The organism is Vibrio glycogenivorans (assembly GCF_051660965.1).
In the GTDB taxonomy this organism is placed as follows: Bacteria; Pseudomonadota; Gammaproteobacteria; order Enterobacterales; family Vibrionaceae; genus Vibrio.
The window spans coordinates 1-15601 of sequence record NZ_JBPVIS010000009.1 but is presented as its reverse complement, the minus strand read 5'-3'; the positions used below and the strand labels follow the sequence as shown (position 1 = coordinate 15601).

The 15601-nt window shown below is 49.3% G+C and carries 13 protein-coding genes; 5 read left to right on the top strand and 8 right to left on the bottom strand.

Annotated features, from left to right (window positions below; all coding sequences use genetic code 11):
* Nucleotides 1-13 precede the first annotated feature (13 nt).
* Complete coding sequence (rfaH, locus tag ACSTTG_RS16995) at nucleotides 14-511, top strand: transcription/translation regulatory transformer protein RfaH (protein WP_438460401.1); 498 nt, start codon at nucleotides 14-16, stop codon at nucleotides 509-511.
* Nucleotides 512-584: 73 nt separating this feature from the next.
* On the opposite strand, the gene asnB is transcribed toward rfaH, so the two are convergent.
* The 4 genes from asnB to nagA all read right to left on the bottom strand — a co-directional run bounded on the left by asnB (nucleotide 585) and on the right by nagA (nucleotide 6511).
* Nucleotides 585-2258, bottom strand: a complete 1674-nt coding sequence (gene asnB, locus ACSTTG_RS16990; protein WP_438460402.1) for an asparagine synthase B — start codon at nucleotides 2256-2258, stop codon at nucleotides 585-587.
* 240 nt (nucleotides 2259-2498) lie between these two features.
* Entirely contained in the window at nucleotides 2499-4094 is a 1596-nt protein-coding gene (locus tag ACSTTG_RS16985; RefSeq protein ID WP_438475666.1) for a cation:proton antiporter domain-containing protein, read from the bottom strand.
* 48 nt (nucleotides 4095-4142) lie between these two features.
* Complete coding sequence (gene nagC / locus ACSTTG_RS16980; RefSeq protein ID WP_438475761.1) at nucleotides 4143-5372, bottom strand: DNA-binding transcriptional regulator NagC; 1230 nt, start codon at nucleotides 5370-5372, stop codon at nucleotides 4143-4145.
* Nucleotides 5373-5374: 2 nt separating this feature from the next.
* Nucleotides 5375-6511, bottom strand: coding sequence for an N-acetylglucosamine-6-phosphate deacetylase (gene nagA, locus ACSTTG_RS16975; protein WP_438475665.1), 1137 nt, complete (start codon nucleotides 6509-6511; stop codon nucleotides 5375-5377).
* A gap of 483 nt (nucleotides 6512-6994) precedes the next feature.
* Between nagA and nagE the strand changes: the two genes are divergently transcribed.
* Both nagE and glnS read left to right on the top strand, forming a co-directional pair.
* Nucleotides 6995-8482 carry an N-acetylglucosamine-specific PTS transporter subunit IIBC gene (gene nagE, locus ACSTTG_RS16970; protein ID WP_438475664.1) on the top strand — a complete coding sequence of 496 codons (1488 nt, stop codon included), beginning with the start codon at nucleotides 6995-6997 and terminating at the stop codon, nucleotides 8480-8482.
* Nucleotides 8483-8692: 210 nt separating this feature from the next.
* Nucleotides 8693-10363, top strand: a complete 1671-nt coding sequence (gene glnS, locus ACSTTG_RS16965; protein WP_438460406.1) for a glutamine--tRNA ligase — start codon at nucleotides 8693-8695, stop codon at nucleotides 10361-10363.
* 124 nt (nucleotides 10364-10487) lie between these two features.
* On the opposite strand, the gene fcrX is transcribed toward glnS, so the two are convergent.
* The 4 genes from fcrX to ACSTTG_RS16945 all read right to left on the bottom strand — a co-directional run bounded on the left by fcrX (nucleotide 10488) and on the right by ACSTTG_RS16945 (nucleotide 12909).
* On the bottom strand, nucleotides 10488-10934 hold the full coding sequence (fcrX, locus tag ACSTTG_RS16960; RefSeq protein WP_438460407.1) for a ferric iron uptake transcriptional regulator FcrX: 447 nt from the start codon (nucleotides 10932-10934) through the stop codon (nucleotides 10488-10490).
* Between the two features lie 263 nt (nucleotides 10935-11197).
* Nucleotides 11198-11731 carry a flavodoxin FldA gene (fldA, locus tag ACSTTG_RS16955; RefSeq protein WP_438475663.1) on the bottom strand — a complete coding sequence of 178 codons (534 nt, stop codon included), beginning with the start codon at nucleotides 11729-11731 and terminating at the stop codon, nucleotides 11198-11200.
* A 71-nt stretch (nucleotides 11732-11802) separates the two neighbouring features.
* Nucleotides 11803-12021: a DUF2788 domain-containing protein gene (locus tag ACSTTG_RS16950; RefSeq protein WP_438475662.1), complete on the bottom strand. Its 219-nt coding sequence runs from the start codon at nucleotides 12019-12021 to the stop codon at nucleotides 11803-11805.
* Between the two features lie 117 nt (nucleotides 12022-12138).
* Entirely contained in the window at nucleotides 12139-12909 is a 771-nt protein-coding gene (locus ACSTTG_RS16945) for an alpha/beta fold hydrolase (protein ID WP_438460411.1), read from the bottom strand.
* A gap of 117 nt (nucleotides 12910-13026) precedes the next feature.
* Between ACSTTG_RS16945 and seqA the strand changes: the two genes are divergently transcribed.
* Together seqA and pgm are read left to right on the top strand one after the other, a co-directional pair.
* Entirely contained in the window at nucleotides 13027-13605 is a 579-nt protein-coding gene (seqA, locus tag ACSTTG_RS16940; RefSeq protein WP_438460412.1) for a replication initiation negative regulator SeqA, read from the top strand.
* 88 nt (nucleotides 13606-13693) lie between these two features.
* Entirely contained in the window at nucleotides 13694-15340 is a 1647-nt protein-coding gene (gene pgm, locus ACSTTG_RS16935) for a phosphoglucomutase (alpha-D-glucose-1,6-bisphosphate-dependent) (protein ID WP_438475661.1), read from the top strand.
* The last annotated feature ends 261 nt before the right edge of the window (nucleotides 15341-15601 follow it).

Below are 15601 nucleotides of genomic sequence, written 5' to 3'. Positions count from 1 at the left end.
TGGTGGTAGTTCTATGAAACGTTGGTACGTGCTGTATTGTAAGCGCGGAGATCAAGAGAGGGCGGCACTACATCTCGATAACCAAGGTGTCGAGTGTTATTACCCTAAGGTCAAGGTTGAGAAAATTATCCGTGGCAAGCGACAAGTCAAGTTGGAGCCACTTTTTCCCTCGTATATGTTCGTGTATTTCGACTTTGAGGTCGGCCCTACGTTCACCACGATTCGCTCAACGCGTGGTGTCGCCGATTTCGTTCGCCAGGGTGCTTATCCGCAGGAGGTTCAAGCTGAGCTCGTCGCCAGCCTTAAACAGCTTGAAAACCTAAATGAAGAGCCACAAAACTCTGAGCTACCCAAGCAAGGTCAGTCTGTGACCATTAAATCGGGTCAATTTGCCGGGGTGGAGGCTATCTATCAAGAGCCTGATGGTGAAATGCGCTCTATCATGTTGGTCAAAATGCTCAACCAGATGGTGGCCGTCAAGGTGGACAATAGTGACCTTGAGTTGTCTTAGTGACTGGTTAGCTTAAAACAAAAACGCCCCTATCTAGGGGCGTTTTGCTATCAAGTCGATATCTATCTATCGATTAAGCAGTTTCATAGGCATCGTTGTGCACGGTTTGTACTGCACGGCCTGATGGGTCAACGCAGTTTTGGAATGATTCATCCCATTCAACCGCTTTGGCTGAAGAGCACGCCACCGATGGGCCACCAGGTACACACTCAGCGGCACTTGGTAGTGGGAACAACTCTTCGAAGATCTCGCGGTACACATAACCTTCTTTTGTGGTTGGTGTGTTGTACGGGAAGCGATATTCTGCGGTTGCCATCTGCTGATCCGTTACCTTCGCTTCCGCCACTTCTTTCAATGTATCAATCCAGTTGTAGCCAACCCCGTCAGAGAACTGCTCTTTCTGGCGCCAAGCCACCGATTCTGGCAGGTAGTGCTCGAAACATTCGCGCAGAATGTGTTTTTCCATCTTGCCGTTGCCACACATCTTATCTTGTGGGTTAAGGCGCATAGCTACATCGATAAACTCTTTATCAAGGAAAGGTACACGACCCTCTACGCCCCAAGCGGCGAGCGACTTGTTGGCACGAGCACAGTCAAACATGTTCAGCGCTAGGAGTTTACGCACGGTCTCCTCGTGAAACTCTTGCGCATTTGGTGCCTTGTGGAAATACAAGTAACCGCCAAAGATCTCATCAGCCCCTTCACCAGACAGCACCATCTTGATCCCCATTGCCTTAATTTTACGGCCCATCAAGAACATCGGGGTTGAGGCGCGAATAGTGGTCACGTCATAGGTTTCAATGTGGTAAATCACATCGCGAATTGCATCCAAGCCCTCTTGGATGGTGTAGGTCATCTCATGGTGAACCGTACCAATTTCCTCTGCAACCTCACGCGCGGCTTTAAGATCGGGCGCTCCCTCAAGACCAATAGCAAAAGAGTGTAGCTGAGGCCACCAAGCTTCTGATTGGCCATCATCTTCAATTCGTAGCGCGGCAAAACGCTTAGCAACCGCAGAGGTGATAGATGAATCAAGACCACCTGATAGCAGCACGCCATAAGGCACGTCAGTCATCAACTGACGTTTTACTGCAGCTTCTAGAGCCTCGGTAAGCTCTTCTTTGCTAGTGGTGTTGCCCTGTACCGCAGCGTACTCATTCCAGTCGCGGGTGTAGTAGCGTTGAGGCTCGCTGTCGCTTGAGCCATAGTAGCTACCAGGAGGGAATTCGCTCACCGTCTTACAAACAGGTACCAATGCCTTCATCTCTGAGGCGACATAGTAGTTACCGTGCTCATCAAAGCCTTGGTACAGTGGAATGATACCGATGTGGTCACGGCCAACGAGGTAGAGGTCTTTTTCTTCATCGTAAAGCACAAACGCAAAGATACCGTTGAGCTCTTCAAGTAGGTCGGCACCGTACTCTTGGTAAAGCGCGAGGATAACCTCACAGTCAGATTCTGTTTGGAATTCGTATTTGCCTTCGTAGCGCGCACGGATCTCTTTGTGGTTGTAGATCTCGCCGTTGACCGCTAGAACCAGTTTTCCATCCGGGCTATACAGTGGCTGGGCACCGCTGTTGAGGTCGACGATTGCCAAGCGCTCATGCGCTAGGATTGCTCGATCAGAAGAGTAAATACCAGACCAGTCCGGTCCACGGTGGCGCAGCTTTTTCGACATCTCAAGTGCAACCGGTCTTAATGCAGCTGCATCACTTTTTATGTCTAAAATGCCAAATACAGAACACATACAACATCCTTATCTACAAACAATTTTTGTGAGTTATGTTTCCAATTTGCCAGTTTGATTAAAAAATGCAACCTAATAAAAGAAACAAAACAACATTAGTGCACTTGGATTAAAAAATATTTAATAAAAAAGTTAAAAATATAGATATTGTTTAGTGTGTGGTGCTTTTGTAATCAAAAAAGGACCGTTAAGGTCCTTTTTCGTGTCTACTCGAGTGGTTTATCGTTACCACAGCAATCGTTAAGAGCGCTTGGTTCCCTCAAACTCCGGGTTGAGCTGCTCGCATACATGGCGGGCAAAGCCGCTCCCCGCCTCTTGGTAGATATTAAAGGCCGCATCAACGCCATTCTCTAGTAGGCCCTCGAGCTGATCTGAATACTCGGCAATCGCGGCAATCTGCCCTTGATAGTTTTTACGCTGGAGCTGCTCTAATGCCGTCTGATTACCCAGGTGGTGAGGCATCGCCAGTAGCACCAATTTGACATTAGCGGTGTCTAAGATCCGTTCCCAAAAATCCGAGTCGGTTGCATCGCCAACAATCACATTCCGTCCCAGAGTACGGTGAGCCGCGGCGGCTTCCTCACGCACCTCAACCCCAAGGATCAGGTTGCCATAACGCTGATGCAGCTCATCATAAGCACCGCAACCGATACGGCCCATACCTAGAATCAGCACCTGGGCGCTGCCGGGATCAATCAATTGATCGCGCTGGTTGAGCTTTTCAGCCGCATGCTCTTTTAGCCAGCGTCCAACACGTAAATAAAGGCTGTGGGCGTGGTTATTGATTGGGGCAGAGACGACGAACGACATTGAAACCGCTAGCGCAATGGCAACCAGCATATCGCCACTCATCCAGCCGAGTTTATAGGCAAGGCCGGCCACAATCAGACCAAATTCACTAAAGTTAAACAGGGTCAATGAGGCAAACAGCGAGGTCCGCACGCGAAACTTAAAGTGATTGATGATAAAGAAGTAGAACAGTCCTTTGATTGGCAAAAGAAGCATGAAGAGCAGTGCCAGACCGAGCCCCTGCAAGCTTGGCTCTGCTGATAGGCCGATGTTGAGAAAGAAGCACACCAGAAACAGCTCTTTTAGATTAAACAGCGACTTGGATAGCTCCGAGGCTTTATGGTGGCTGGCAAGCAGCATACCCAGGATCAAGGCACCCAAATCAGGCTTCATGCCAACGGCTTCAAACAGACCCGCGCCACAGACCAGGGCAAGGAAAATCCCCATCAATACCAGCATCTCACCGTGACCAACACCATCAAGCAGCTTGAAAAATACAGGGCGCAAAAGAGGCAGGGCAAATAAGCCTAGTGCGTACCATTCAGGGATCTTACCGGTGGACACAGTCAAAAACAGTACGGCAAAGATATCTTGCATGATCAAGATACCGATGGCGAGATTACCGTAAGTGGCATTCATCTCGCCTTTTTCCTGCAGTGTTTTGACGGCAAAAACCGTGCTTGAGAACGACAGAGCAAAGCCAAGCAGCAGCAGGTGAGAGACCTCTAGCGATGCCAAGCTCGGAATGCCCAGCAGTTTAAGTAGACCCAAAGCGACTGTAAAAAACAGTGTTGATAGCAGGTTATGTAAGGTGGCGCCTGCCCAGATCTCTTTTGCCAGCAGAGAGCGAACGTCGAGCTTGAGACCGATGGTAAACAGCAGCAAGGTCACGCCGAGATCAGACAGCGTCTCAATGACGTTGTTGGTTTGATAACCAAAATGGTGTAGAACAAAGCCAGCGAGCAAGAAGCCGACCAGTGGTGGTAGTTTGCATTTGAGCGCCACGACGCCGGAGATAAATGCAGCACTTATTAGTATGATATCCATGTGCAATATGATTCTTTATGAAAAAGGCTGTAAAAACAGCCTTTGATTCTAATTGGAATTTTGTTCCTCTTCGAGCAGTTTCTGCAACAGCACTCCGTTAAGCATGGCTCTTTTTATCATTGCAAAGGCTCCCATCGTAGGCTTATCACCGAGCTCGGCGGCAATGATGGGCAGGTCGTTGTGAAAGGTGGTCAGCGATTGATTCTCGACGTTGCGCTGAATAGCGGGAAATAGAATCTCGCCGCTCTTGGTTATATCCCCGGCAATCAGGACTTTTTGCGGGTTGAAGAGGTTAATCGTGATCGCGATGGCTTTACCTAATTGGTTACCCACCCGCACCAGGCTCTGTCTAGCCAGCTCGTCACCGAGATTGGCATGCTGGCAGACATCGTCAACTGTGATGCTGTCGAGTGTGGCGAGACTGGACTGATAGCCCTGATGAATCAGTTTGCGCACTCGCTCTACAATCGCTGGATTAGCCGCGACCGTTTCCAAGCAACCAAAATTACCACAGTGGCACTGCTCGCCAAGGGGGTCTATCTGGATATGACCAATCTCTCCCACGTTGCGATTGAAGCCTAAAAAGACCTGACCATTGACGATGATTCCTGCACCGGTGCCGCGGTGAACACTGACTAGAATCGAGTCTTGGCAGTCCTGGCTCGCGCCAAAGTAGTGCTCAGCCAGCGCCATGCTGCGCACATCGTTGCCGACGAAACACTGAACCGAGAATGTCTGCTCAATAATCGCAGACAGTTCTAAGTTATCGATGTCCATATTGGGCATGTACTCAACCACCCCGCTCTCGGGGTTGACCAACCCTGGCAGGATGACACCGATGGCGATCAGCTGTTCAATATGCGCCGCGTACTCGGCGATAAAGTGACGGATAAAACCGATCACGCCGTCCATCATTTCGTCTTGCTCAGTGTAATAGAACTCATGGTGCGTATCGGCGAGCAGGGCACCACCGAGATCAAACAAACTCAGGTGAACGTAATCTCGGCCAATACGGACCGCAATTGAGTGGAAATGAGCGACTTCTGTTTGTAGAGAGATGGCTCTTCGCCCACCAGTCGAGGCTTGCTGTGCGACCTCTTTGATCAAGCCCCGCTCGATCAGCTGGCGCGTGATTTTAGTGACGCTGGCTGGTGCAAGTTGACTGATTTCAGCCACTTGGATACGAGAGATCGGGCCTTGTTGGTCAATCAGCCGATACACTGCGGCGCTATTAAGCTGTTTTACTAAGTCTACGTTACCTATCTGTGCGCCATTCATGCTCATATTTGCTCGTATTTTCCATTAACTATATTGGCTTGGATACAAAAGTGGTCATCAAACACGGTCAAATTAGCCACCATGCCCTGCTTGATTTGACCAAGCTGGTTGTCGACATTGATTGCTCGAGCGGGATAGAGTGTGGCCATGCGCAGAGCCTCGTCTAGCGCAATACCAACCCGCTCAACCGTGTTTTTCACCGCTTCTATCATAGTGAGGGCCGAGCCCCCGAGTGTGCCATTCTCATCCACACACATACCATCTCGGTAATATACTTTCTTGCCGACAAAAATAAAGTGATCCATCTCTGTGCCTGCAGGAGCTGTGGCGTCGGTCACTAATACCAACTTGTCAGTCTTGATTTTGTGCGCGATGCGTATGTTGGCATAATCGACATGGAAGCCATCCGCTATCACACCCGCATAGACCTCTGGCGAGTCATAGATGGCACCGACCACACCTGGCTCACGACCGGTCATTGGTGTCATGGCGTTGAAAAGATGAGTAGCGAAGGAAATACCGTTAGCAAAACTGTCCATCGCCTCGCGATAGGTGGCGTTGGTATGGCCTATCGCGACAACGATACCTGCCTGATTTAGGCGCTTAATATGCTCAGCGTTATTGTGTTCGGGCGCGAGGGTGACCTTACGTACTATATCGGCGTTATCGCAGATGTAATCGATCATCGCGTCGTTAGAGGGGCGAATAAAGTCAACATTATGAATGCCTTTCTTGGCCACATTCAGATACGGCCCCTCGAGATGCAAACCAAGGGAGTGATTTTGATGCTGATTGTGGTAATCTCGCGCGGCAGCGACGGCTTGGCGCATGTCCTGATCTGACGAGGTGATCAGCGTCGGCAGGAAACTGGTGCAGCCTGATTTGAGATTGGCTTGGTGCATGATGTGCAGCGTCTCAGGGGTGATTTGATCATTGAACATCACCCCACCACAGCCATTAAGTTGTAAGTCGATAAAGCCGGGGCTGAGGTTCGCACCGTCGAGGTCGACACAAGGCGTGTCGGCTGGTATGTCGTATTGTAAGCATAGCCCTGCGATGCGATCCCCCTCGACAAGCACTGCGTGGTGGGTCAAGACGTCAGTACCCGTGAAGATTTTACAGTTGGTGAGCGCGTACATGAGTAAATCCTTTGTTTAATCAGCGAGTGAGCGAGGGACGTTGGCAAGTGCAGACTGCTTTAGATTGGTATTAGCAGATGGTTATCAGCGATAAAGCAACTTTACTCACGCAACAAATTATGTCTGTTAGCCAGCGAGGCGCCTAAGCGCTATCGGGCAGTGTATAGGTTTTGCTAAGATCATCAAACGTAATCTTAGCTTAATTCATCTATGCCTATATTATTCAGTGGTTTAATAATAGATGCCATCTGACTATATTGACTACTATACGCAAAACTTTGCGTTAATTTGCATCTTAAAATAAGTTTTATGATCTGGCTAGCAGAAACCCGATATTTCACCTTTTACAGGTGATTGTGATCACATTTGGCACGGTTTTAATTTGCGGAGCGAATTTATCGCCGTAAACTGAAATGGACTAAATTGAGCGACTAAAAAAAGTCCTTCAAACGGAATACGATAATTTGACAGGGGGAACAGACGGTGAACATTCTCGGATATTTTCAAAAGGTAGGTAAGGCACTGATGGTGCCAGTGGCAACCCTGCCTGCAGCGGCGATACTTATGGGTATCGGTTATTGGATTGATCCTCAGGGTTGGGGGGCGAACAGCGCTTTGGCCGCCTTTTTGATTAAGGCGGGCGCCGCGATCATCGACAATATGTCGGTATTGTTTGCTGTCGGTGTGGCGTATGGAATGTCAAAAGACAAAGACGGCGCGGCGGCGCTGGCGGGCTTTGTTGGTTTCTTGGTTGTGACGACCTTGCTCTCTCCTGGAGCGGTTGCTCAGATCCAGGGCATTGACCCATCACAAGTACCAGCGGCGTTCTCTAAGATTGAGAACCAGTTTGTCGGTATCCTGGTTGGTATTATCTCCGCCGAGATTTACAACCGCTTTTCTACTGTCGAGTTACACAAAGCCCTGGCCTTCTTCTCTGGTAAGCGCTTGGTGCCTATCCTGACCTCTTTCGCTGGTATTCTGATAGCGTTCGTTTTGATGTACGTCTGGCCAACGATTTACGGCGGTTTGGTTAACTTTGGTGAATCGATCCAGAGCATGGGCTCAGTGGGGGCGGGTATCTATGCCTTCTTTAACCGCTTGTTGATCCCAGTTGGTCTGCACCACGCATTGAACTCGGTATTCTGGTTTGACGTAGCGGGTATTAATGACATCCCTAACTTCCTTGGCGGTGCAAAATCTCTTGCCGAAGGCACGGCGGTTGTCGGTGTGACCGGTATGTATCAGGCTGGCTTCTTCCCGATTATGATGTTTGGTTTGCCGGGCGCAGCGCTGGCCATCTACCACACATCAAAGGCGGAGAATAAAAACAAAGTTGCCTCTATTATGTTAGCGGCGGGTTTTGCTTCCTTCTTTACTGGTGTTACTGAGCCGCTTGAGTTCTCATTTATGTTCCTTGCGCCAGTGCTTTATGTTCTGCACGCATTGCTCACCGGCGTGTCGGTGTTTATCGCCGCCTCAATGCAGTGGATTGCCGGTTTTGGTTTCTCGGCCGGTTTGGTGGATATGGTGCTATCAACGCGTAACCCTCTTGCGGTCAATTGGTATATGTTGATTATCCAAGGCCTAGTGTTCTTTGGTGTCTACTATGCAGTGTTCCGTACTGTAATCTTGAAGTTTGGTCTAAAGACGCCTGGACGTGAAGATGAAGAGGACTCTGCCGAGACGGGTTCTGAAAATGCCTCTGAGCTTGCAAAGCAATACCTCAAGGCACTGGGTGGTCATCAAAACGTACAGGGCATTGATGCGTGTATTACCCGTCTGCGCTTGACCATCAAAGATACCAGCGTGATTAATGAGAAGACACTCAAAGATCTGGGTGCGATGGGCGTGGTGAAATTAGGTGCCAACAACGTTCAGGTTATCTTGGGCCCCCTAGCTGAGATTGTCGCCGGTGAAATGAAGAACATTCCGGTTGATGAAGACCTGTCGGTAGTGCCTCTGCCACAGTAATCTGTGAGTTTCCTTTTAGCGATGGGCCCCTTTAGGGGCTCATTTTGTTTTTGAAGCGGCATTCTGAGGTTACTCGGGTATGCGTTGAAACTACATCTTAGGGTTACTTGGGTATATTAGGTTGTGTTTGGCTGCAGAATCATGGATTATTAGCAGATACGCCCTGAGAAAGGGGCTTGAGAAGATAATTAAAAGATTGAGGTACTCTTGATGAGTGAAACTGAAACTCGTCCATCGAATTTCATTCGCCAAATCATTGATAAAGATCTGGCCGACGGAACACATAATCATGTTCATACGCGTTTCCCACCGGAGCCAAACGGCTACCTGCACATTGGTCACGCGAAATCGATTTGCTTGAATTTCGGAATTGCTCAGGACTACCAAGGTCAGTGTAACCTTCGCTTTGATGATACCAACCCAGAAAAAGAAGACGTGGAATACGTTGAGTCGATCAAAAACGACGTGAGCTGGTTGGGCTTTGATTGGTCGGGCGACATCTGTTACTCATCAAACTACTTTGACAAGCTCTACGGTTACGCGGTTGAGCTGATCGAAAAGGGTCTGGCTTATGTTGAAGAGCTAACGCCAGATGAGATCCGCGAATATCGTGGTACGCTGACTGCACCGGGTAAGCCAAGTCCTTATCGCGATCGCAGCGTTGAAGAGAACCTTGCGCTATTTGAAAAGATGCGTGATGGCGGCTTCGAGGAAGGTAAGGCGTGTCTACGTGCCAAGATCGACATGGGCTCATCGTTCATGGTGATGCGCGATCCAGTGCTTTACCGCGTTCGCTTTGCTCACCACCACCAAACGGGTGATAAGTGGTGTATCTACCCAATGTACGACTTCACGCACTGTATCTCAGATGCGCTGGAAGGTATCACTCACTCACTGTGTACGCTTGAGTTCCAAGACAACCGTCGTCTATACGACTGGGTATTGGAAAACATCACGATCGACTGCCAGCCGCGTCAATACGAGTTCAGCCGCCTGAACCTTGAATACACGGTTATGTCGAAGCGTAAGCTGAGCCAGTTGGTCACCGAGAACCTGGTATCAGGCTGGGATGATCCGCGTATGCCGACCATTTCTGGTCTGCGTCGCCGTGGCTTTACCGCTGCGTCAATTCGTGAGTTCTGTAAGCGTATTGGCGTGACCAAGCAAGAGAATATGATTGAGTTTGGCTCGCTTGAGTCTTGTATTCGTGATGATCTTAACGAGAACGCGCCACGTGCAATGGCGGTGTTGGACCCAATTAAGATCGTTATTGAGAACTACGACCAAGGTAAAGTGGAAGAGCTGACGGTAGCCAATCACCCGAACAAGCCTGAAATGGGTGAGCGCACTGTGCCGTTCACACGTGAGGTGTGGATTGAGCGCGATGACTTCCGCGAAGAAGCCAACAAAAAGTACAAGCGCTTGGTGCTAGGCAAAGAAGTTCGCCTACGTGGAGCTTACGTGATCAAGGCTGAGCGCATTGAAAAAGATGAGCAGGGCAACATCACGACGATTTTCTGTAGCTATGATGCTGACACGCTAGGTAAAAACCCAGCCGATGGTCGTAAGGTGAAAGGTGTGATCCACTGGGTATCGGCAGACAAGGCCCTACCTGCTGAGATCCGTCTCTACGATCGCCTGTTTACCGTTGCAAACCCAGCCGCGGCAGATAACTTTGCTGAGACGATTAACCCAGAGTCACTGGTGAAGGTAAATGGTTTTGTCGAGCCAAGCCTAGCAACTGCTGCCGCTGAAGCGGGCTTCCAGTTTGAGCGTACCGGTTACTTCTGCGTTGATTCTAAGGACTCGACTCCAGAGTCATTGGTATTCAACCGCACGGTTGGCCTGCGTGATACTTGGGCTAAGATCGAGTCGAAGTAAGCTTTAAGCTACTCTGTTGAATAGAAGGTCAGCCTAGCGCTGACCTTTTTCTTTTCACCTAGTAATGAAAACTAAGGTAATAAAAAACCAGCCACAGAGGCTGGTTACTTTAAGAAGCGTGAGCTTACTTCTTTTTATGTGCGTCAGGATTGGTTTTACACGCACCATCAACGCTTTTGCCGTAGAGATATAGACTGTGGTTTGTCAGAGTCATACCGTAGCTTTGCGCGATCTCATTTTGGCGCTGCTCTATAACCTCGTCAGAGAACTCTATTACAGTACCACAGTCGAGGCATACTAAGTGATCATGGTGATGTTGAGTCGCGAGTTCAAACACTGACTTACCGCCCTCAAAGTGGTGACGAGTCACTATGCCCGCGTCATCAAATTGGTTCAAAACTCGATAGACGGTCGCAAGACCAATCTCTTCACCAAGATCAATGAGCTTTTTATACAAATCTTCAGCACTGATATGCTGACAATCTGGTTGTTGGAGTAGTTCTAAAATCTTTAACCTTGGTAAGGTGACTTTAAGGCCAGCGTCCTTTAAGGCTTTATTGTTGTCCGGCATATACGTTCCTGTTGGCGATCTGCGGCTTCTATAATCTAATTATCCCCTGATTATAGGGCAAGCGAGCACAACATTAAACCTTGATGTTCAAAGGATAATTAAAACCACAGTGGCGAGAATCGAGAATCGAGAATCGAGGGGGGCATCACGCGCGGTGTATTCCTCGATACTCGGAACGAAGTGTAACCCGAACCCCGCACCCTTAAAGCAAAAACCCAAGCATATAAGCCTGGGTTTGTGGGAAAGTTTACAGTGAGCTCAGGTTAGTCAGCGAGCTCAGACAAGCACATTTCTTCGAAGATTTGTTTGCACCAGTTGTTGACGCGCTCTTCGGTTAGCTCTGGTTGACGGTCTTCGTCGATGCACAGGCCGACAAACTGAGAGTCGTCACCTTCAACTAGGGCTTTTGATGCTTCAAACTCGTAACCTTCGGTTGGCGTGTAGCCAAGGATGGTGCCGCCTTTTGCTTCAACGATGTCGCGGATGGTGCCCATCGCATCGCAGAAGTACTCGGCGTAATCTTCTTGGTCACCACAACCGAAGATAGCAACTAGCTTAGTAGAGAAGTCGATCTGCTCAAGCTCAGGGAAGAAGTCATCCCAATCACACTGCGCTTCACCGTAGTACCATGTAGGGATACCGAGTAGCAGCAGGTCAAAGTTATCGATGTCTTCTTTGCTACTCTTCGCGATATCTTGTACTTGGATCAGTTGTTTACCTAGTTGCTTTTGAATCATTTTAGCAACAGCTTCAGTGTTACCTGTGTCGCTGCCGAAAAAGATACCTACACTTGCCATAGATTCTCTACCTTTGTTTGTTTAGTGTTGGCAAAAAAGAGGAGCAGTGGTTATTCCGCTGGTTCTCCTGGCTATAATCCCGTGCCTTCCCAACTGATCTGAATTATGCCCTTGGCAATAAATCCAGCGCAGCCGAGAAACAGCACCAACCATACGATGCGACGACCAAATGGTGGAACCTTGGCTTGGTTGAGAACATCTTTGATGGCCATGCCGATCATAAAAAAGATCGCGGCAAACAACAGATCCAACCCAATCGATTCCAATACGTTCATGTAGTCGTATAGCATACTGTCCCTTGATGCCAAATTGCTTGCGCGCACTATAACACTGTTATAGATAGATGTTAATGATTGTCGTTTGACTATCTGTGAGTGTTCTCAGTTCGGTGCGACACACCCGAGTGCTCACTCAGATTGTAAGAATCGGCGCAGCACTCGGATCACATCCTGAGGTTTTTCAGCGTGCAGCCAATGACCGGTATTGGCAACGATATGCGCCTTCGCTTGTGGGAATTGACGGGCGATGGCACTTTGGTGCTCAGCCAAGATATAGTCAGAGTTGGCGCCTTTCATAAACAGGGTTGGCTGCTCAAATGGCTCCCCAGGCTGCCAGCCGACAATAGAGGAATACTGGTCAAGCAGGGTGGCAACATTAAAGCGCCAACGAATAATCCCCTCATCGCTAAACATCGACTTGGATAGGAACTGACGCACGCCTTCCATCTCAATGCTGTTAGCAAGTAGGGCCATTGCCTCCTTGCGAGAGGTGGGCTGGTGGCTGATCACCGACTTGAGTCCGGCAAAGACGTTGTCATGATTGTGTGTGGTGTAGGCAACGGGGGCCATATCCATCACGGTGAGCTTTTCCACGCGCTGCGGGGCAAGGCTGGCGATCTTCATTGCTACCTTACCGCCCATAGAGTGACCGACGAGTGAGCAACGTTGCAGATCAAGGTGATCAAGTAGAGCCAGCACATCTTGCGCTTGCTCTTGATAGGTGTGAGTGTTGTGATGGAAAGATCGTCCATGATTGCGCAGATCTAGGCTGATCACTTGATAGTGTTCTTCCAGTCCACGCGCGACGAGTCCAAGGTTATCAAGGCTACCAAACAGGCCGTGGATCAACACAACCGGCTGACCCGATCCCTGAATTTTATAATTGAGCAATTCTGACATAGTTGGTTTTAATAATTGTGCTACTCAGGCGTAGTTATTTACAGGATGATCCCTAGCATCTTAGGATGACTTGGGTATAATTCCTCAGAGTTTAAACATTGAGATTGTGAAAAGCGAATGAAAACAATTGAGGTTGATGAGGATCTTTACCGCTACATTGCTAGCCAAACCCAGCATATCGGCGAGAGTGCATCAGACATTCTACGTCGCCTGCTAAAGGTTGATCGAAACGGTCAGGCGGCACCAACACAAGGTGTACCCGCGATGGGTATACCTGCAGCGGCAAATCTTGCAGCGCAGGAGCCACAAGGCATTGTAGTGAGCAAAGATGCGGGTCGCATTAACGGCGTAGATAGTGTTAAAGAGATGCGATCGCTATTGATCTCAGATGAGTTCGCGGGACTGAAAAAGGCGATTGATCGCTTTATGTTGGTGCTTTCGACTCTGTACACACTGAGCCCAGAAGACTTCGCGGAAGCGATGCAGGTTAAGGGCCGCAAGCGCGTTTACTTTGCGGACAATGAGCAGACACTGCTTGAGGGTGGCAAGACAACTAAGCCAAAAGCGATCCCAAATACACCGTTTTGGGTGATCACCAATAACAACACCAGCCGCAAACGTCAGATGGTCGAGCAGCTTATGGCTCGAATGAGCTTTCCGGCTGATTTGATTGAAAAAGTCACACTGTCAATTTAGAAAAATTGGATGTAAACCTCATAATGCTGGGATCAAAATCAGTATTATGAGGTTTTTTTTATTTTTGTAATTTAGAAAGGATGTCGTCATGGCTATGCACCCACGTGCGGGACAAAAAGCGCAACAGCAAGACCTGCATAATATTCCAGCCCTAGTGTCTAACTACTACCTACTGCAACCACAGGCCGCAAACCCTGAGCATAAAGTTCAGTTCGGTACTTCTGGCCACCGCGGTACGGCGGATAAAACCTCTTTTAATGAGCACCACATTGTTGCCATTGCCCAAGCAGTTGCTGAAGTGCGCGCAGAAAAGGGCACAACCGGCCCTATCTTTGTCGGTAAAGATACCCACGCTCTCTCTGAGCCAGCGTTTGCCAGCGTGATTGAGGTGTTGGTTGCGAATGGTGTTCAGGTGATCGCTCAGGCGAACAATGGTTACACGCCAACGCCGGGTGTATCACACGCGATCCTGACTTATAACCAAGCGAATGAAGCGAAAGCCGATGGTATCGTGATCACACCATCACACAACCCACCGCAAGACGGCGGTATCAAGTACAACCCAACCCACGGTGGTCCAGCAGAGGGTGAACTCACTCAAGCGATCGAAGACCGTGCCAATGCACTGATCGCTAATGGGCTAGAGGGCGTTAAGCGCATGCCTTTGGCGCAAGCAAAAGCTTCTGATCTGTTTGTAGAGCAAGACCTGATCACGCCGTACGTGAATGACTTGACCAATGTGATTGATATTGAAGCGATTCAAAAAGCCAAGCTAAATATCGGTGTTGATCCACTGGGTGGCAGCGGTATTGATTACTGGCGTCAAATTGCCGAGACCTACAATCTAAACCTGACCTTGGTCAGCGAAGCGATCGACCCAAGCTTCCAGTTTATGTCGCTAGATAAAGATGGCGTAGTTCGCATGGACTGCTCATCACCTTACGCGATGGCGGGTCTATTGGCGTTGAAAGATCAGTACGACCTTGCATTTGGTAATGACCCAGATTACGACCGCCACGGTATCGTGACACCAAAAGGCCTAATGAACCCTAACCACTTCCTAGCGGTATGTATTGATTACCTTTACCGTCACCGTGAAGGCTGGGCACAAGATGTTGCTGTGGGTAAAACGCTAGTATCAAGCGCACTGATCGACCGTGTCGTGGCTGACCTTGGTCGTGAGCTGTGTGAGGTGCCTGTTGGCTTTAAGTGGTTTGTTGACGGACTCTACTCAGGAAAGTTCGGCTTTGGCGGTGAAGAGAGTGCGGGTGCGTCTTTCTTGCGCAAAGACGGCACGCCATGGGCAACAGACAAAGATGGCATCATCTTGTGTCTACTTGCCGCTGAGATCACCGCTGTGACGGGCAAGAACCCACAAGAGTACTACGAAGAGCTAGCCGCTAAGCACGGCGAGTCTCAGTACAACCGTATCCAAGCCGTCGCAAACGGTCCACAAAAAGACATTCTGAAGAAGATGTCTGCCGAAATGGTCACCGCTGATACGCTAGCTGGTGATGCCATCACTGCCCGCCTAACACATGCTCCAGGCAACGGCGCAGCCATCGGCGGCCTAAAAGTCACCACAGACAACGGCTGGTTCGCCGCTCGCCCATCAGGCACAGAAGACATCTACAAGATCTACTGTGAGAGCTTCAAAGGCGAAGAGCACCTAAAACAGATCGAAGCGGAAGCGCAGGAGATTGTTAACCAAGTGTTTGCTAACGCTGGCCTTTAGGTTTCAGTTTTGGCATTAGTGTGAGGGGTTGGCTTGGCCGGCCCCTTTTTGGTTAAGAGGCGAGAGTCGAGATCGGGCTTTGCCCTGCGAGTACGCTGCGCTCGAGGTGGTGAAATACTTGACAGCAGTGATCAGGGTTGAAAAAATTTCTCGCTTCTCGCTTCTCGCTTCTCGCTTCTCGCTTCTCGCTTCTCGCTTCTCGCTTCTCGCTTCTCGCTTCTCGCTTCTCGCTTCTCGCTTCTCGCTTCTCGCTTCTCGCTT

What these genes read in the sequence shown, in the direction of transcription:
- rfaH (WP_438460401.1), top strand. Translation starts at nt 14, where the DNA reads ATGAAACGTTGGTACGTGCTGTATTGTAAGCGCGGAGATCAAGAGAGG.
- asnB (WP_438460402.1), bottom strand. Translation starts at nt 2,258, where the DNA reads ATGTGTTCTGTATTTGGCATTTTAGACATAAAAAGTGATGCAGCTGCA.
- ACSTTG_RS16985 (WP_438475666.1), bottom strand. Translation starts at nt 4,094, where the DNA reads ATGGATATCATACTAATAAGTGCTGCATTTATCTCCGGCGTCGTGGCG.
- nagC (WP_438475761.1), bottom strand. Translation starts at nt 5,372, where the DNA reads ATGAATGGCGCACAGATAGGTAACGTAGACTTAGTAAAACAGCTTAAT.
- nagA (WP_438475665.1), bottom strand. Translation starts at nt 6,511, where the DNA reads ATGTACGCGCTCACCAACTGTAAAATCTTCACGGGTACTGACGTCTTG.
- glnS (WP_438460406.1), top strand. Translation starts at nt 8,693, where the DNA reads ATGAGTGAAACTGAAACTCGTCCATCGAATTTCATTCGCCAAATCATT.
- fcrX (WP_438460407.1), bottom strand. Translation starts at nt 10,934, where the DNA reads ATGCCGGACAACAATAAAGCCTTAAAGGACGCTGGCCTTAAAGTCACC.
- fldA (WP_438475663.1), bottom strand. Translation starts at nt 11,731, where the DNA reads ATGGCAAGTGTAGGTATCTTTTTCGGCAGCGACACAGGTAACACTGAA.
- ACSTTG_RS16950 (WP_438475662.1), bottom strand. Translation starts at nt 12,021, where the DNA reads ATGCTATACGACTACATGAACGTATTGGAATCGATTGGGTTGGATCTG.
- ACSTTG_RS16945 (WP_438460411.1), bottom strand. Translation starts at nt 12,909, where the DNA reads ATGTCAGAATTGCTCAATTATAAAATTCAGGGATCGGGTCAGCCGGTT.
- seqA (WP_438460412.1), top strand. Translation starts at nt 13,027, where the DNA reads ATGAAAACAATTGAGGTTGATGAGGATCTTTACCGCTACATTGCTAGC.
- pgm (WP_438475661.1), top strand. Translation starts at nt 13,694, where the DNA reads ATGGCTATGCACCCACGTGCGGGACAAAAAGCGCAACAGCAAGACCTG.